The organism is Mesorhizobium sp. P3_B5 (genome assembly GCF_056402815.1).
In genome coordinates this window covers 325,131-342,881 of the sequence record NZ_JBFUGR010000005.1, presented here as the reverse complement: position 1 = coordinate 342,881, position 17,751 = coordinate 325,131, and the positions used below count along the sequence as shown (strand labels likewise).

At 62.5% G+C, this 17,751-nt stretch carries 16 protein-coding genes; 8 read left to right on the top strand and 8 right to left on the bottom strand.

Features of this window, described 5'->3' with window-relative positions; genetic code table 11:
• The first annotated feature begins 22 nt into the window (after positions 1 to 22).
• From AC1DVW_RS15870 to AC1DVW_RS15840, 7 genes are all read left to right on the top strand, one after another.
• Positions 23 to 337, top strand: a complete 315-nt coding sequence (locus tag AC1DVW_RS15870; protein WP_477324248.1) for an ArsR/SmtB family transcription factor — start codon at positions 23 to 25, stop codon at positions 335 to 337.
• A complete protein-coding gene (locus AC1DVW_RS15865; RefSeq protein WP_477324246.1) occupies positions 334 to 819 on the top strand; it encodes an SRPBCC family protein in 486 nt (161 codons plus the stop codon). Before AC1DVW_RS15870 ends, AC1DVW_RS15865 begins: the two co-directional genes overlap by 4 nt.
• 28 nt (positions 820 to 847) lie before the next feature.
• Positions 848 to 1,453 (top strand): ATP-dependent Clp protease proteolytic subunit, encoded by a 606-nt coding sequence (locus tag AC1DVW_RS15860; RefSeq protein ID WP_477243040.1) that lies wholly within the window; start codon positions 848 to 850, stop codon positions 1,451 to 1,453.
• 102 nt (positions 1,454 to 1,555) lie between these two features.
• Complete coding sequence (locus AC1DVW_RS15855; protein ID WP_477269520.1) at positions 1,556 to 1,837, top strand: hypothetical protein; 282 nt, start codon at positions 1,556 to 1,558, stop codon at positions 1,835 to 1,837.
• Positions 1,838 to 2,627: 790 nt separating this feature from the next.
• Positions 2,628 to 5,549, top strand: coding sequence for an excinuclease ABC subunit UvrA (gene uvrA / locus AC1DVW_RS15850; RefSeq protein ID WP_477324244.1), 2,922 nt, complete (start codon positions 2,628 to 2,630; stop codon positions 5,547 to 5,549).
• A 34-nt stretch (positions 5,550 to 5,583) separates the two neighbouring features.
• A complete protein-coding gene (locus AC1DVW_RS15845; protein WP_477324242.1) occupies positions 5,584 to 6,042 on the top strand; it encodes a GNAT family N-acetyltransferase in 459 nt (152 codons plus the stop codon).
• 27 nt (positions 6,043 to 6,069) lie between these two features.
• The gene (locus tag AC1DVW_RS15840) at positions 6,070 to 6,873 is read left to right on the top strand and encodes a DUF72 domain-containing protein (protein WP_477324240.1); all 804 of its coding nucleotides are present in this window, start codon (positions 6,070 to 6,072) and stop codon (positions 6,871 to 6,873) included.
• Positions 6,874 to 6,935: 62 nt separating this feature from the next.
• On the opposite strand, the gene AC1DVW_RS15835 is transcribed toward AC1DVW_RS15840, so the two are convergent.
• The 6 genes from AC1DVW_RS15835 to urtA all read right to left on the bottom strand — a co-directional run bounded on the left by AC1DVW_RS15835 (position 6,936) and on the right by urtA (position 13,405).
• Positions 6,936 to 7,112, bottom strand: a complete 177-nt coding sequence (locus AC1DVW_RS15835; RefSeq protein ID WP_477243035.1) for a hypothetical protein — start codon at positions 7,110 to 7,112, stop codon at positions 6,936 to 6,938.
• Positions 7,113 to 7,614: 502 nt separating this feature from the next.
• A complete protein-coding gene (gene urtE / locus AC1DVW_RS15830) occupies positions 7,615 to 8,310 on the bottom strand; it encodes an urea ABC transporter ATP-binding subunit UrtE (protein WP_477324238.1) in 696 nt (231 codons plus the stop codon).
• A 69-nt stretch (positions 8,311 to 8,379) separates the two neighbouring features.
• Entirely contained in the window at positions 8,380 to 9,126 is a 747-nt protein-coding gene (gene urtD / locus AC1DVW_RS15825) for an urea ABC transporter ATP-binding protein UrtD (RefSeq protein WP_477324236.1), read from the bottom strand.
• A 6-nt stretch (positions 9,127 to 9,132) separates the two neighbouring features.
• Entirely contained in the window at positions 9,133 to 10,365 is a 1,233-nt protein-coding gene (gene urtC / locus AC1DVW_RS15820; RefSeq protein WP_477324234.1) for an urea ABC transporter permease subunit UrtC, read from the bottom strand.
• Positions 10,362 to 11,978, bottom strand: coding sequence for an urea ABC transporter permease subunit UrtB (urtB, locus tag AC1DVW_RS15815; RefSeq protein WP_477324232.1), 1,617 nt, complete (start codon positions 11,976 to 11,978; stop codon positions 10,362 to 10,364). Before urtB ends, urtC begins: the two co-directional genes overlap by 4 nt.
• A 116-nt stretch (positions 11,979 to 12,094) precedes the next feature.
• Positions 12,095 to 13,405 carry an urea ABC transporter substrate-binding protein gene (gene urtA / locus AC1DVW_RS15810; protein WP_477243030.1) on the bottom strand — a complete coding sequence of 437 codons (1,311 nt, stop codon included), beginning with the start codon at positions 13,403 to 13,405 and terminating at the stop codon, positions 12,095 to 12,097.
• A gap of 318 nt (positions 13,406 to 13,723) precedes the next feature.
• On the opposite strand from urtA, the gene AC1DVW_RS15805 reads away from it, so the two are divergent.
• A complete protein-coding gene (locus tag AC1DVW_RS15805) occupies positions 13,724 to 14,113 on the top strand; it encodes a hypothetical protein (RefSeq protein ID WP_477324230.1) in 390 nt (129 codons plus the stop codon).
• A 40-nt stretch (positions 14,114 to 14,153) separates the two neighbouring features.
• On the opposite strand, the gene AC1DVW_RS15800 is transcribed toward AC1DVW_RS15805, so the two are convergent.
• Positions 14,154 to 14,864 carry a purine-nucleoside phosphorylase gene (locus tag AC1DVW_RS15800; protein WP_477324228.1) on the bottom strand — a complete coding sequence of 237 codons (711 nt, stop codon included), beginning with the start codon at positions 14,862 to 14,864 and terminating at the stop codon, positions 14,154 to 14,156.
• A gap of 213 nt (positions 14,865 to 15,077) precedes the next feature.
• Entirely contained in the window at positions 15,078 to 17,651 is a 2,574-nt protein-coding gene (gene cckA, locus AC1DVW_RS15795) for a cell cycle histidine kinase CckA (protein ID WP_477324226.1), read from the bottom strand.
• Positions 17,652 to 17,751 lie beyond the last annotated feature (100 nt).

Sequence of the window (17,751 nt, the reverse complement as noted above, 5' to 3'; positions counted from 1 at the left end):
GTATCGACTTATGCTTTGGTCCATGATCGAAGCAGAGATTTTTCGCGCGCTGGCCGACCCGACGCGACGCGCCGTCTACGAACGGCTCGCCGCCGGCGAGATGAGCGTATCGGAACTGCGCAGCGGCATGAGCGTGTCGCAGCCGGCGGTCTCCCAGCATCTGGCGGTGCTGCGCGGCGCCGGCCTGGTGGTCGAGCGGCGGGCCGGCCGCAACGCCTATTATCGCGCCGACCCGCAAGGGCTTGGCCCCCTGCTCGGCTGGATCGAACGCTATCGGGCGTTCTGGCCCGAGCGCATCGAAAAGCTCAAGGCGGTTTTGAAGGACATGGACCAGTGACGGACGAACAACACGCGGAAGCAGCAGACACGATCGCGTTCGAGTGCGAGCTTGCCGAACCGCCAGAAAAGGTGTGGCGGGCGTTGACGGTGCCGGAGCTGCTCGCCGCCTGGATGATGCCCAACGACATCAAGCCTGAAATCGGCAGCCGCTTCGCCTTTGCCGGGCCGGATGCGCCGATCGACTGCGAAATCCTCGATGCCGAACCCGGGCGGCTGTTGCGCTATTCCTGGCGCGAGCGGCCACAGCCAGGCGGTGCGACTGGCGGGGATGATAGCCCGCTGGACAGCATCGTCACCTTCACGCTCGACCGTACGGTTTCCGGCGGTACGCATCTGCGCATCGTCCACGATGGGTTTGCCAGAACAGCAATGCCTGCGGTTGCCATGGCCGGCGTCAGCTGCCGGCTTTCGCTCAACACATACAAACCCAAACAACCTATCGCCGCGAACGCGACGCGCCTTCGGCTGCGCGCGGCTTGAGCTGGAAAAAATAAACGGAGACAAAGAGATGAGCGGCCTTGCCAATCTGGTGCCGATGGTGATCGAGCAATCGAGCCGCGGCGAACGCGCCTTCGACATCTTTTCACGGCTGCTGCGCGAGCGCATCATCTTCATCAACGGGCCGATCGAAGACGGCATGTCGGCACTGGTCTGCGCGCAGCTTCTGTCGCTGGAATCGGACAATCCCGACAAGGAGATTTCGCTCTACATCAACTCGCCCGGCGGCGTGGTGACCAGCGGCTTCGCCATCTACGACACGATGCAATATGTCAGTTGCCCGGTGTCGACCGTGTGCATGGGCTTTGCCGCGTCGATGGCATCGTTCCTGCTGATGGCGGGCACGCCGGGACGGCGCATCGCGCTGCCCAATGCCAGCATCCTGCTGCACCAGCCGCTGGGCGGTTTCCAGGGCCAGGCCTCCGATATCCAGCTTCATGCCGAAAACATCCTGCGAACCAAGCGGCGGATGGCCGGCCTCTACGCCAGCCATTGCGGCCGTCCCCTGGAAGAGGTCGAACGCACGCTCGACCGCGACCATTTCATGACCGCCGAGGAGGCCAAGGCATGGGGTATCGTCGACCATGTCTTTGATACCCGCAAACAGGCGGCATAGAGCGGCGGCACCTGCGAACGGAAATTCGGACCGGCCGCCCCCCAGGGCAATTTTGGCGTCGCCGGTCTGGTCTCGCCTTCATCGCAGCACTATAGTCTTGCGATGCATTTCCGCCTGAACAGACTGATCATCGCCATTGCTGTCACTGCCGCGGCCTCCAGCGCGGCTCTCGCCGGGGACAGCACGACCTCGTCGTCGAAAGGCGCCCTGCCCGGCGTGACCAGCGACTATCGCATCGCCAAGCCTGCGCCGCTGCCCGAACCCGACGACGCACTGCCCGCCAGCGGTGACGGTACGTTCAAAATCGGCGATACCGATGTCAGGATTTCCGGCAGCATCATCATCGATGTCGGCGCCGGGAGAACCGGGCTCCCGCGTCATTGACATCGCCGCGGCCGAGCGACTTCATCGGAGCACCTGAAGGCCAGGAAGAGTGCAGCCCTCACCGCCGCCCACAAAAGCAGCCCCGCCGTTGCTTCCGCAAACGGTCGGGGCTTTTTTTGGATTCCAGATCCAACCTACCGGTAGGGTTATACCGACTTTGATTTCGGATGCTTCGCGGCATTCAGCCGACGATCCGACTAGCAGTCTCTGATTTTCGTGGGGACGGCAGGTCACGGTTTGTCGGGTTGAATGAAGGCACTAGAACGACGAGTATCCGCTTACACGCACAACGTGCGTTCTAAGACTTTGAATCAACCCTGGCACTTATGCCTGCCGCGGCTCCAGCCATAAATGGAGCCTCAATGGACTATCCGGTGGCGTCATGCTCCGCTCCTGTGTCCGTTGCGATTGTCGTCAATCCGAAGCACAAATCGCAATTACCTGCGGCGTCTCGCAGGCCGCCTTGGGGCGGCGAGGCCATCGAAAGACGGCCGGCTTCGTTGACCTTTGGAGACTGCTCCCCTGATTCGGAGACGTCAACCTTGAATAGCCCGATTACCGAAAAAAGTGATCGCCGGGAGGTTACGTGCAAGTCAGGTTCCGCACAGGCTTTGTCAGGAGCGTGTTCGGTCTTTGTTCTTTCCGCTTGCCCGTGCGGGCGAAAGGCGGTTAAACGCTTTTGTCGAGAATTGTGGCGTCTCTCGACGTGGCGGCAAAAATACCTACATAGGGGATGGCCGGGAAAACCCCGCCGATCCCACTGACACCAGATCTGAGGCGGCGACCGGCAATGGCCGACCATAAATATCTTTCCATTCGCGGGGCGCGCGAACACAATCTGAAGAATGTCGATCTCGACCTGCCGCGTGACAGCCTGATCGTCATGACCGGCCTGTCTGGGTCCGGCAAGTCGTCGCTCGCCTTCGACACCATCTATGCCGAGGGCCAGCGCCGCTATGTCGAGAGCCTGTCGGCCTACGCAAGGCAATTCCTCGAAATGATGCAGAAGCCTGACGTCGACCAGATCGACGGTCTGTCGCCGGCCATCTCCATCGAGCAGAAGACGACGTCGAAGAACCCGCGCTCCACGGTCGGCACCGTCACCGAAATCTACGATTATATGCGGCTTTTGTTCGCGCGCGTCGGCATCCCCTATTCGCCGGCCACCGGCCTGCCGATCGAGAGCCAGACGGTGTCGCAGATGGTCGACCGCGTGCTGGCGGTCGAGGAAGGCACGCGCCTGTTCATCCTGGCGCCGATGGTGCGCGGCCGCAAAGGCGAATACCGCAAGGAACTGCTGGAGCTGCAGAAGAAGGGCTTTCAGCGCGTCAAGGTCGACGGCGTCTTCTACGAGATATCAGATGTGCCGGCGCTCGATAAGAAATACAAGCACGACCTCGATGTCGTCGTCGACCGCATCGTCGTGCGTGGCGACCTGGCGACGCGGCTTGCCGATTCCATCGAAACCGCACTGAAGCTGGCCGAAGGGCTGGCCGTGGCCGAATTCGCCGACCGGCCGCTCGACGCCAGCCAGACCGGCGAGGATTCAGTCAACAAGTCGAAGAACGAGACGCATGAGCGCATCCTGTTCTCGGAAAAATTCGCCTGCCCGGTGTCCGGCTTCACCATTCCGGAGATCGAGCCCAGGTTGTTCTCCTTCAACAACCCGTTCGGCGCCTGCCCGACCTGCGACGGTCTCGGCAGCCAGCGCGCCATCGACGCCAGCCTGATCGTGCCCGACGAGAACGTCTCGCTGCGCGACGGCGCCGTCAGCCCGTGGGCGAAGTCGACCTCACCCTATTATTCACAGACGCTGGAAGCGCTAGGCAAGGCGTACGGCTTCAAGCTCGGCGACAAGTTCAAAGACATAAGCGAAGAGGCCAAGGAAGCCATCCTGCGCGGCACCGGCGAGCGCGAGGTCACCTTCCAGTATGATGACGGCCTGCGCTCCTACAAGACGACCAAGACCTTTGAGGGTGTCATTCCCAACCTCGAGCGGCGTTGGAAGGAGACCGAATCCGCCTGGATGCGCGAGGAGATCGAGCGCTTCATGTCGGCCACGCCCTGCCCGGTCTGCAAGGGTTATCGGCTGAAGCCGGAATCGCTGGCGGTGAAGATCGCGGGAAAACACATTGGCGAGGTCACCGAGCTTTCGATCCGCAGCGCCGACCGCTGGTTCACCGAATTGCCGGCGTCGCTCAACGACAAGCAGAACGAGATCGCGGTGCGCGTGCTCAAGGAGATCCGCGAGCGGCTGCGCTTCCTCAACGATGTCGGGCTGGACTATCTGACGCTGTCGCGCAATTCCGGCACGCTGTCGGGCGGCGAGAGCCAGCGCATTCGGCTGGCCTCGCAGATCGGCTCCGGCCTGACCGGCGTGCTCTATGTGCTGGACGAGCCGTCGATCGGCCTGCACCAGCGCGATAATGCGCGCCTGCTCGACACGCTGAAGCATCTGCGCGACATCGGCAACACGGTGATCGTCGTCGAGCATGACGAGGACGCCATCCTGCATGCCGACTATGTCGTCGACATGGGTCCGGCCGCCGGCATCCATGGCGGCGAGATCATCGCCCAGGGCACGCCGCAGCAGGTGATGGCCAATCCCAATTCGATCACCGGTAAATATCTGTCGGGCGCGCTCGAAGTGGCGACGCCCGGCGTGCGGCGCGAGCCGAAGAAGAACCGGCGCCTGAAGATCGTCGGCGCGCGCGGCAACAATCTGAAGAACGTGACGGCCGAAATCCCGCTCGGCACCTTTACCGCCGTTACCGGCGTGTCGGGTGGCGGCAAGTCGACCTTCCTGATCGAGACGCTGTTCAAAGCGGCGTCGCGCCGCATCATGGGTTCGCGCGAACATCCGGCCGAGCATGACCGCATCGAGGGTCTCGAATTCCTGGACAAGGTCATCGACATCGACCAGTCGCCGATCGGGCGCACGCCACGCTCCAACCCGGCCACCTATACCGGGGCTTTCACGCCGATCCGCGACTGGTTCGCCGGCCTGCCGGAAGCCAAGGCGCGCGGCTATCAGCCGGGGCGTTTTTCGTTCAACGTCAAGGGCGGCCGCTGCGAGGCCTGCCAGGGCGACGGTGTCATCAAGATCGAGATGCACTTTTTGCCCGACGTCTACGTCACCTGCGACGTCTGCCATGGCAAGCGCTACAACCGCGAGACGCTCGATGTCGTGTTCAAGGGCAAGTCGATCGCCGACGTGCTCGACATGACGGTCGAGGAAGGTGTCGATTTCTTCGCCGCCGTGCCCGGCGTGCGCGACAAGCTGGAGACGCTGAAGCAGGTCGGCCTCGGCTATATCCATATCGGCCAACAGGCGACGACGCTTTCGGGCGGTGAAGCGCAGCGCATCAAGCTGGCCAAGGAACTGTCGCGCAAAGCGACCGGCAAGACGCTCTACATCCTCGACGAGCCGACCACCGGCCTGCATTTCCACGACGTCGCCAAGCTTTTGGAAGTGCTGCACGAACTGGTCGACCAGGGCAACACGGTGGTGGTTATCGAGCACAATCTCGAAGTGATAAAAACCGCCGACTGGGTCCTCGACCTCGGCCCCGAGGGCGGCGACGGCGGGGGCGAACTGGTTGCCCAAGGCACGCCGGAAGCGATCGTACGCGAAAAGCGCAGCTACACCGGCCAGTTCCTCAAGGAACTGCTGGAGCGGCGCCCCGGAGGCAAACGCGAAGCGGCGGAGTGATGGTCCGACCGTTCGGCGCCTGGAGAGCTTTTGAATGACACTCCGAAGAGCGCTTGCCGGTGATCTCCAAGCTATCGTCTCGCTGACCGAAGCGGCCTATGCGCCCTATACCGCCTTGTTCGGCGCGCCGCCGATGCCGGTCACCGAGGACTATGCGCCACGCATCGAGCGCGGCGAAGTCTGGCTGCTGGAGAGTGGCTCCGAGTTGGCCGGGCTGATCGTCATCGAACGGCATCCTGATCATGCGATGATCTTCAGCCTCGCCGTCTCCCCTGCCTTCCAGGGCAAGAAACTCGGCACAGCGCTGCTCAACTTCGCCGAAGAGCAAACGCGGCTGTGGGGCTTGCCGGAGGTGCGGCTCTATACCAATTCGCGGATGGAGCGGAACATCGCGCGCTACACCGCTTATGGCTTTCACGAAACGGGTCGCCGGTCGAATCCGTACCGGCCAGGATGGACGCTGGTCGACATGGCGAAGGCCTTGGACGCCTGATCTTTTTCAGCATTTGGGAGGACGACAATGAGCAGTCAGGGAAAAATCCGCGCCGGCATGGGCGGCTGGACCTTTGAGCCTTGGGATACGTCCTTCTATCCCGACAAGCTCTCCAAGGCCAAGCAGCTGAACTACGCCAGCCGGCAGGTGCCGAGCATCGAGGTCAACGGCACCTATTATTCCAGCTTCAAGGAACCGACCTTCGTCAAATGGGCCAGCGAGGCGCCGGACGGTTTCGTCTATTCCCTGAAGGGCAACCGCTTCGTCACCAACCGTCGCGTGCTCGGCGAGGCCGGTGAATCGATGATGCGCTTTCTGGGATCGGGCGTGGCGGCGCTTGGCGAAAAGCTCGGACCGATCCTGTGGCAGTTCGCGCCGACGAAAAAATTCGATCCGGATGATTTCGAAGCCTTCCTCAAGCTGTTGCCGGAAAAGCAGGACGGCGTGGCGCTGCGCCATGCGGTCGAGGTGCGCAACGACAGCTTCATCGTGCCGGAATTCGCCGCCCTGGTGCGCAAGTACAAGGCGGCGATCGTCTATGCCGACCATGCCAAATATCCCGCCATCGCCGACCTCACCGGCGATTTCGTCTATGCGCGGCTGCAGACCGGCAGCGACGACAATCCCGATTGCTATACGCCGAAAGGTCTCGACGAATGGGCAGCGCGGGTAAAGATCTGGGCGGAGGGCAAGGTCCCGGCCGACCTGCCGCGCGCCGATCCCGCGACCGAAGCGCCGGTGAAGCCGCGCGACGTGTTCGTCTACTTCATCACCGAAGGCAAGGTGCGCGCGCCATTCGGAGCCATGGCGCTGATGAAGCGCGTCGGCTAGATTTTCGGCCTGCCCGCAACCGCAGGCAGGCCGATGCTCATGTCCTTTTTGCAGCGGGCGATTTACGCCGCCAGGACGATCTCATTGTAGGCATCGAGATCGACGTAAAAAACCTTGGTGATCTCGCCGATCAATTCGTCGCGGTCGTAGCCTTGCGACCTTAGAATGTTGATGGCGGTAATGATGTCGACGCGCTCCGTGAGCCGTCGCTTCTGGTAGTCTTCGACGAAACGTTCCATCGGCTGTTCTCCTGGCCTGAATGCTCAAACGCGTTGAACACAAAACAGGTCGCAGGAGGGAAGCTAGGTGTGCTTGCTTGTGTGGAACTTGCCGGCTTGACCCGCGCATTCCCCTCGATCTGCGACAAACCAGACTGAAACGGAAGCGGCCGACTCACCAAGGCCAAGCAAAGACTAGCACGCAATATTCGGCGTGCCAGAGGCGCCCATCACTTCGTCATCCTTGGGCGTAGTGAACGCGAAGCGGAGCGAAGACCCAAGGATCCATGCCGTGACTTCGACGCGTCACCAACGGTGTAGAATCTGGAAATGGATGGGGCTTCGGAGAACGGGTTTATTCTGCGCCGCTACACTCTTCGGCAGATGTCATGGCATGGACTCTGGGGTCTGCGCCGCGTCGCTGCGCTCCTTGCTTCGCCCCAGGATGACGACGTGATGGAGAGCTCCGGCTAATCTCCAAGGTTGCGATTCGCCACAGAGGAGAACCGCCACGCTCTCTGAGCTACACCGTCAGAAATTTCCTGACATCCGCCCTGTCCAGATCCTCCGCCGGGCCAGTATGGACGATGACGCCACGGTCCATGATGTTGACCTCGTCGGCGAGCTCGCGGCAGAAATCGAGATACTGTTCGACCAGCAGCACGGCGATGCCGGCCTGGTCGCGCAGATAGCGAATGGCGCGGCCGATATCCTTGATGATCGACGGCTGGATGCCTTCGGTGGGTTCGTCGAGCACCAAAAGCTTCGGCCGCATCACCAGCGCCCTGCCGATGGCAAGCTGCTGCTGCTGGCCGCCGGAGAGGTCGCCGCCACGCCGGCCGAGCATCTGCTTCAGCACCGGAAACAGTTCGAAGACATGAGCGGGAATGTTGCGGTCGGCCCGCTTCAGCGGCGCAAAGCCTGATTCGAGGTTTTCGCGCACCGTGAGCAGCGGAAAGATCTCCCTGCCCTGCGGCACGAATGCGATGCCCGACCGGGCGCGGTCATACGCCGCGCTCCGGTCGAGCGCCTTCCCCTCGAAGGCAACGCTTCCGCTCGTCAGCCGGTGGTGGCCGACGATCGATCTCATCAAACTGGTTTTGCCGACGCCGTTGCGGCCGAGCACGCAGGTGATCTTGCCGGCGCCGGCTTTCAGCGACACGCCGCGCAGCGCCTGGGCGGCGCCGTAGTGCAGCGTGGCATTGGAGACTTCGAGCATGTCAGCGCCTTTTCCAGAACCTGAGGAACGACAGATCGAAGCGATGGAATTGAACCCGCCAGACCATGCTCATCTCCCCAGATAGACTTCGACGACGCGCTCGTCGGCCGAAACGAAATCGAGCGTGCCTTCGGACAGCACCGAGCCTTCATGCAGGCAGGTGACCTTGACGCCGAGCTCACGGACGAAATGCATGTCGTGCTCGACGACGATGACCGAATGGTCGCGCGCGATGTCCTTGAGCAGGCGAGCGGTTTCCTCGGTCTCGGCGTCGGTCATGCCGGCGACCGGCTCGTCGACCAGAAGCAGTTTTGGATCCTGCGCCAACAGCATGCCAATCTCGAGCCATTGCTTTTGGCCGTGGCTCAAATTTGCCGCCAATTCGTTGCGCTTGTCGCCGAGCCTGGTGACGCCGAGGATGTCGTCGATCTGCCGCGCTTCGGACGCCGAGCGGCGATGGAACAGCGCCGGGAAGATCGAACGCGGGCCTTTCAGCGCCAGCATCAGGTTTTCCTCGATGGTGTGGTTTTCGAAGACGGTCGGCTTCTGGAATTTGCGGCCGATGCCCATCATGGCGATCTCGGCTTCGTCATGCTTGGTCAGGTCAACCTGGCCGTCGAAGAAGACCTCGCCCTGGTCGGGCCGCGTCTTGCCGGTGACGATGTCCATCATCGTCGTCTTGCCGGCGCCGTTGGGACCGATGATGGCGCGCATCTCGCCCTTGTCGAGCACCAGCGACAGATTGTTGATCGCGCGAAACCCGTCGAAGGAGACCGAGACGCCGTCGAGATAGAGGATCGTGTTCGACTTGGACATGATCGCTCACTCCGCCGGCTGCGGTTCGGGACTGGACGCGGACCAGTCGCCGGGCTTTGTCGCCGCGCTGCGAACGATCTTTGCCGGCGGTGGACCATCAGCATCGGTGCCGGCTTCCTCGGCGATTGAGGCGGCGCGCATTGCCCTGGCGTTGCCGCGCCAGCTGTCCCACATGCCGATGATGCCCTTGGGCAGGAAGAGCGTGACAGCGACAAACAGCCCACCCAGCGCGAACAGCCAGAACTCCGGCAGCACGCCGGTGAACCAGGATTTGCCGGCATTGACCAGCAGCGCGCCGATGATCGGTCCGACGATGGTGCCGCGCCCGCCAACGGCGGCCCAGACGACGACCTCGATCGAATTGGACGGCTCGAACTCGCCCGGATTGATAATGCCGACCTGCGGCACGTAAAGCGCGCCGGCGATGCCGGCCATCACAGCCGATACGGTGAAGGCAAACAGTTTGACGTTCTCCGCCCGCCAGCCGAGGAAGCGGGTACGGCTCTCGGCGTCACGCACCGCCATCAGCAGCTTGCCGTATTTGGAGCCGACGATGGCCCAGGTGACGTAGACGGCGAGCGACAGCGTCACCGCGCTGGCCGCGAACAGCGCCGAGCGTGTCGCGTCGGCCTGCACGTTGAAGCTGAGAATATCCTTGAAATCGGTCAGGCCGTTGTTGCCGCCGAACCCCATGTCGTTGCGGAAAAAGGCGAGCAGCAGCGCGTAGGTCATCGCCTGGGTGATGATCGAGAGATAGACGCCGGTCACACGGCTGCGGAAGGCGAACCAGCCGAAGACGAAGGCGAGCAGGCCGGGCACGGCCAGCACCATGATGGCGGCAAACCAGAAATGGTCGAAACCGGTCCAGAACCACGGCAGCGCCTTGTAGTTCAGGAACACCATGAAGTCCGGCAGGACAGGGTTGCCATAGACGCCGCGTGAGCCGATCTGGCGCATCAGATACATGCCCATTGCATAGCCGCCGAGCGCAAAGAAAGCGCCATGGCCGAGCGAGAGAATGCCGCAATAGCCCCAGACGAGGTCGAGCGCCAAAGCCAACAGCGCGTAGCAAAGATACTTGCCGGTGAGCGCGACGATGTAGGGCGGGATGTAGAACGCGCTCGTCGGAGAGATGGCCAGATTGAGCAGCGGCACGATGATGGCGACTGCCAGCAGAATGAGAATCGTGATGGCGACGCGGCGGTCGGCGCCAGCGGCGAAGAAGCGTCCGGTGATCATACTTCCACCGCCCTGCCCTTGAGCGCGAACAGGCCGCGCGGGCGTTTCTGGATGAACAGGATGATGAGGACCAGGACAACGATTTTGCCGAGCACGGCGCCGGCATAGGGCTCGAGGACCTTGTTGACGATGCCGAGCGAGAAGGCGCCGACCAGCGTGCCCCAGAGGTTGCCGACGCCGCCGAAGACGACGACCATGAAGCTGTCGATGATGTAGCCGCGGCCGAGATTGGGCGAGACGTTGTCGATCTGGCTGAGTGCGACGCCGGCGATGCCGGCAATGCCGGAACCCAATGCAAAAGTCAGCGCATCGACCCACGGCGTCCTGATGCCCATGGAGGCCGCCATGCGGCGGTTTGCGGTGACGGCGCGCATCTGCAGGCCCCAGGGCGTGCGCTTCATGACATAGAGCAGCACGCCGAAGACGCAGAGCGCGAAGACCAGGATCCACAGACGGTTCCAGGTCACGGCCAGCTGACCAATGGAGAAGGAGCCGGACATCCAGGACGGATTGCCGACCTCCTGGTTGGTCGGGCCAAAAATGGTGCGCACCGCCTGCTGCAGGATCAGCGACACACCCCATGTCGCCAGCAGCGTTTCCAGCGGCCGACCATAGAGGAAACGGATGACGCCGCGCTCGATGATGAGACCGACCAAAGCCGCGACGAGGAAAGCCAGCGGCAGCGCGATGACCAGCGACCAGTCGAACAGGTCGGGGAAGGAATTGCGGATCACCTCTTGCACGACAAAGGTGGTGTAGGCGCCGAGCATGACCATCTCGCCATGCGCCATGTTGATGACGCCCATGACGCCGAAGGTGATGGCGAGGCCGATAGCGGCGAGCAGCAGCACCGATCCCAGCGATATGCCGTACCAGATGTTCTGGCCAGCATCCCAGAATGCCAGCGTCGAGTTGATGTTGGCCATCGCTGCCGTCGCCGCTTCCTTGACCGCGCCTTCGGAGTTGGCCTCGACGGAGGTGAGCAGCGACAGCGCGTCGCGATCGCCGCGGGCGCCGATCAGGGCGATGGCCGCCAGCTTGTCAGCCTCCGGGCGGTCGGACACGAGAATGGACGCCGCGCGGGCCTGTTCGAACAAGGCCTTCACGCTGGCGACGGTTTCGCCAGCGATCGCGGCATCGAGCGGCTCGATGTTGGCGGCATCGGGCGTCTTGAACATGGTGTCGGCGGCGGCGATGCGCACTGCCGGATCCTTGGCGCGCAGCGTCAGCGTGCCCAGCGCATCGCGGATGACGCGGCGCAGCGTGTTGTTGACCTTGATCTTGGTGAGATCGGCCTTGGCGGCCTCAGCGGATTTTTCACCGCTCAAAGGGTCGAGCAGCTCGACGCTGTCGCCGGCCTCTTTGCCGACGAAGACCAGGGAATCAGCCTTGCGGATGTAAAGATTGCCGTCGCCAAGTGCTGCCAGCGGGCGTTCGACCAAGGGATCGCCGGTGGCCGCAAGCTCATGCACGACAGCTTCGGTGGCCGAGAAATTCGAGGCGGTGGCGAATTTGGCGATGATGGCGCGAAGATCGGCTTCGGCTGCGTTTGACGGCAACAGACTTGCCATCAGGAACGCCAGCATGAGGCCGAGATTGCGCAACAGGATCATCCGTTCAGATACTCGTCGTGAGCTGAAAAATCGGGCGTCCGGGCGGGCTGGAGCCACCCGGACGCTTCGCAGTGCCGATCGTGGATACGTCCACGATCGGTCAGGCCCGGGAGGGATCAGTTTGTGCCCTTGCCGCCGCATTTGCCGGTGGCAACATTGAAGTTGCCGCAAGACAGAGGCGCGCGCCAATCGGAGATCAGGTCCTTGGAGTCGGGCAGGTAATCGGACCATTCATCGCCCATGACCAGACCGGGCGTCTGCGAAACGGTCTCGAACTGGCCGTCGGCCTGGATTTCGCCGATCAGCACCGGCTTGGTGATGTGATGGTTCGGCATCATGGTCGAATAGCCACCGGTCAAATTGGGCACGGAGACACCGATCATGGCGTCGATGACCTTGTCCGGATCGGTGGTGCCGGCCTTCTCGACGGCCTTCACCCACATGTTGAAGCCGATATAGTGAGCTTCCATCGGGTCGTTGGTGGTGCGCTTGTCGTTCTTGATGAACTTGTGCCAGTCGGCGATGAACTTCTTGTTTTCGGGCGTATCGACGCTCTCAAAGTAGTTCCAGGCGGCGAGATGGCCGACCAACGGCGCGGTGTCGAGACCGGCAAGCTCTTCCTCGCCGACCGAGAAGGCCATGACCGGGATGTCCTCGGCCTTGATGCCCTGGTTGCCGAGCTCCTTGTAGAACGGCACGTTGGCGTCACCATTGACGGTCGAGACGACGGCGGTCTTCTTGCCGGCCGAACCGAACTTCTTGATCGCCGAGACTTCGGTCTGCCAGTCGGAGAAGCCGAACGGCGTGTAGTTGACCATGATGTCCTCGGCGGCAACGCCCTTGGCCTTCAGATAGGCCTCGAGGATCTTGTTGGTGGTGCGCGGATAGACATAGTCGGTGCCTTCCAGCACCCAGCGCTTCACCGAGCCGCCGTCTTCGCTCATCAGATAGTCGACGGCCGGGATAGCCTGCTGGTTCGGCGCAGCACCGGTGTAGAACACGTTGCGCTCGCTTTCCTCGCCCTCATACTGGACGGGGTAGAACAGGATGTTGTCGAGTTCGGAGAACACCGGCAGCACGGACTTGCGCGACACGGACGTCCAGCAGCCGAACACGGCAGCGACCTTGTCCTTGGAGATCAGCTCGCGCGCCTTTTCGGCGAACAGCGGCCAGTTGGAAGCCGGATCGACGACGACCGCCTCGAGCTTCTTGCCGAGCAGGCCGCCCTTTGCATTCTGCTCGTCGATGAGCATCAGCATGGCGTCCTTCAGCGTCGTCTCCGAAATCGCCATGGTCCCCGACAGCGAATGGAGAATACCGACCTTGATGGTGTCGTCAGCCGCCTTGGCCGGAGCGGACATCAAAAGCCCCGCCGCCACCACGCTTGCCGAAAACATCTTTGTTATCGTCGAGAAATTACCCCTCATATTACAGACTCCCAAGCTGGTTGATGGTACCGCAACCAGACCATGCAACGGCTGTGCCAACCGCTGGAGCAACGTCGACAACCACGGAAATTTCCAATATTATCAGATGGTTATTATATTAGCCGTCGAATATACATTGACAACGAACAGCGCTGGTTAAAATTTGATTGAGAAAAAATTACGCACCCTTGCCTAATTTTCACCCAAATCGCCTATCTGCCTAAATTTTGATCTGCTGTGCGTCAGTGGACCGCTGTCGACGACCGTTGCGGCATTGCCGGAAAATAGGGCAAGTTCGATCCTCAAACGAGCGACGCCATGACCTCCAGGATTTCTTGTGTTTTCAGCATCGTGCTGATGCTTGCGGCGACCGGCACTGCGCGTGCCGACTTCACCGACGGCAAGCTGCCGGACGGGACCTATCATTGCGAGGTCTATCTGCTTGGCATGTTCCTCAACCTCGGCGACATCACCATCAAGGGCAATGTCTATAGCGGCCCGGTGACGTTCGGCACCGCCCAGCAGGGCTACAACTACCAGATGGATGCAAACGGCGTCGTGACCTGGCTCGGCCCCTTGGGCGGCTACACCGCGGGCGGGAACAGCCTGTCGTTGACGCAAGCGACCCTGGACGGCACCCCGTCCTTCGACATCATCATGAGACAGCAGGACGGCGCCTTTACCGCCTCGACCTGCACCAGGCGTTGAGCGGCGGCCGCGGGTCGCTTGTTTCTGATGCTCGGCTAAATTAGGAAGCGTCAGCGACTTCGAGCGCCAGGCGGGTCATATCGGTGAACAGCGCCTGGCGTTCGGAATAGTCGGTTTGCTCGCCGGTCACGACATTGTCGACGACGGTCAGCAGCGACAGGGCGCGAGCGCCGAAATGCGCGGCGATGCCATAGAGGGCGCTGGTTTCCATATCCACGGCGAGCGCGCCAAGGGCCTGGCCTTCGGCGAAGCGGGCGCGCCCCTCGGGATGATAGAATATGTCACTGCCGATCGTCAGCCCGGCAGAGTGTTCAATGCCGAGTGCCCCGGCCCGGGCCAATGCATGGGCGAGCAACGCGGGATCAGGCCCTGCGGCGGCGTCATAGAGCCCAAAGGCCTGACCGCTCATGCCGCTTTCCGCGCGCACCGATTGCGAGATCACCAGGCTGCGCAGTTTCACGCTATCGGTCAGGCCACCACAGGTGCCGGTGCGGATGAGCGTTTTGACGCCATAGAAATCCAGCAATTCATGCACGTAGATCAGGAATGACGGGACACCGATGCCCGTAGCCTGGATGCTGACAGGCTGGCCGCGAAACAGGCCGGTGAAGCCCAGCGCACCCCTGCGTCGGTTGACGCAGCGCGGCGCCTCGAGAAATGTCTCAGCCATCCATTCGGCGCGTTGCGGATCGCCCGGCAACAGCACCGTTTCGGCATAATCGCCCTTGTCGGCCTCATTGTGTGGCGTCACGGCATCTTCCCCAAATCCTGCCGCGTTTGTCATCACAATCATGGCAGGCTGGCGTCGATGCGCAAGCGGCGATTGCGAAGCTCCAGTCGCCGGACCTCACTGGTTATGAACGGACGGCTCGTTACCCGGCGCCGGCACGTGTAAACGGCATGGCACGGGCGTCTGTGCGCTTGTTCACATTCGGGCGACGCACTTCATGCGGGGCGCTCTAAATCAGGACTCCAGCACGTCCTTGACGATGGTGGCCAATTGCTTGAGCGAAAAGGGCTTTGGCAGGAAGCCGAACTGCGCGTCCGCGGGCAGGTTCCTGGCAAACGCGTCCTCGGCATAGCCGGACACGAAGATGAACTTGATGTCCGGTTGCCGTTTGCGCAATTCGCCAAGCAGCGTCGGCCCATCCATCTCCGGCATGACCACGTCGGAAACGACGATATCGACCTTGCCGCCAAGCGCTTCGAACACTTCCAGCGCCTCGACGCCCGAGGACGCCTCATGGACTGTGTAGCCGCGCGACGTCAGCGCCCGCATGCCGCCCATGCGCACGGCATCCTCGTCCTCGACGAGCAGCACCGTGGCCGACCCCGAGAGGTCCTTGGCCGCGTCGGCGATCTTCGCGGGTGCGGCCGGTGCATCGGCGGGATCGCCGGGCTTTCTCACTTCGGCAATGTGGCGCGGCAGGAAGATGCGGAACGTCGAGCCCTTGCCGACTTCGGAATCGCAGAAGATGAAGCCGCCGGTCTGCTTGATGATGCCGTAGACCATCGACAGGCCGAGGCCGGTGCCCTTGCCGACCTCCTTGGTGGTGAAGAAGGGTTCGAATATCTTTTTCAGGATGTCCGGCGCGATGCCGCTGCCTGTATCCTCGACCTCGACCACCACATAGTCGGCCGGGGTGAGTTCGCGGTAGGCAAAGGTCTTGCACTCCGCTTCGGTGACGTTGCGGGTGCGCACGGTGAGGTCGCCGCCGGCCGGCATCGCATCGCGCGCGTTGACGGCGAGGTTCACCACCACCTGCTCGAATTGGCCGATGTCGACCTTGACCGGCCACAGGTCGCGGCCATGATCGACTTTCAGCTTGATGTCGTTGCCGACCAGACGGGCAAGCAGCATCCTGAGGTCAGCGAGCACGTCGGTCAGGTTGAGCACCTCCGGCCGCAGCGTCTGCTTGCGTGAGAAGGCCAGCAGCTGCCGTACCAGCGATGCCGCCCGGTTGGCGTTCTGCTTGATGTTCATGATGTCGGGGAAGGACGGGTCCGACGGACGGTGATTGGTCAGCAAAAGGTCGGACGCCATGATGATGGCGGTCAGCACATTGTTGAAATCGTGCGCGATGCCGCCGGCAAGCTGGCCAACCGCCTGCATCTTCTGGCTTTGCGCCATCTGGCCCTCGAGCGCCTTTTGCTCGGTGGTCTCGACGGCATAGACGATGGCGGATTCCTCGGCGCCCTCGCCGCCGGTGCTATCGGCAACCGCGTTGACGTAGAAGCGTATGTGGCGGTCTTCGTTGCCGGGCAGCAGCGTGTCGATCGGCTCGATGTCAGCCTGCCGCTGCCGGGCCTTTTCGAAGGCCGCGGCAAAGGCCGGCCGATCGCGCTCGTGGATCACCGTATCCAGCCGCACGCGGCGATCGACTGCGTCGCCATCGACGACGGAGGAAAACAGCGACAGGAACGGCGCGTTGGTGCGCAGGATGCGGCCGCTCTTGTCGACGGCGGCAATCGCCATCGGCGTCGAGTTGAAGAAGCGGGTGAAGCGGACCTCGGAGGCGCGAAGATCGGCGGAAGCGTCCTCGCCCTGCGTGCGGTTGAGCACGATGGTGCGGGTCGGACCGTTCAGCCCTTCCCGGCTGGCTGAAACACGGTGCATGAAGCGCACCGGCAGTGCCTCGCCCTTGGCTGTCGTCAGATCGAGATCGATGACGGCATTGCGGGTGGTGCCGGGATCGGCCTTGACCGAGCGGACCAGCGCCATGCCGTCGCCGGCAACGATCTCCGACAGTGTGACGGCGCCGGGCGTGAAGCTGGCCAGATCAACGCCCAGCCATTCGGCGAGCGTGGCGTTGATATAGGTGACGCGGCCTTCCTGGTCGGCGGAAAAGAAGCCAGCCGGCGCATGGTCGAGATGATCGATGGCCTTTTGCAGGTCGAGAAAGAAGCGCTCCTGCTCGGCCCGCTCCTGCGAGATGTCGGCAAGCTGCCAGGCGAGCAGAGGCAGCCGCTGGCCCGGAACACTGAAGGCGCGGGCGCGGGCGCGATACCAGCGCGCGCCGGGTTCGGCGCCTGGGCGAATGGATTGCGCCAGCCGGAACTCGCCGTCGCCCGGCTGGCCGTCACGCAGGCCGGACGCCAGCCGGTAGATGGTCACCGAGGCCTCGGGAATGTCGGAAAGCAGCCCTTCGACCGTCTTCAGATCCGTCGCCGACGCGGCACCCGTCATGTCGGCATAGGCCCGGTTGGCGTAGACGACACGGCCCTTGGTGTCGGTGACGAGCAGGCCTTGCGACATCGAATCGACGAAGGCTTTCGACAGTTCGTCGCTGGTCGAGCGCGGCGCGATCTGAACGAAACCGATCGCGGTGGCGAACAGGAAGCCGACACCGATCATTGCCAGCACGCCAAGCATGCCCAGCAGGAAGGGGTCGCCAAGACGCTCGCGGAACAGCCCAAAAACGATCGCAGCCCCGGTCAGGACGACGATGAAGACGACGAGCCGGGCAACCGCGCCCGGCCTTGTGTTCTGGTCGACGATAGGTACCGGATAGAAATCGCCGCGCGTTTCCTTGGCCATGTGCCCCCTGCTCGTGAATTCCGGTGTCCGACACCTGGCCCGGTTGAATCACATTCTCCTAGTCCGGAAAAGGCCCCGACGGCAAATGTCCGTTAAAAAT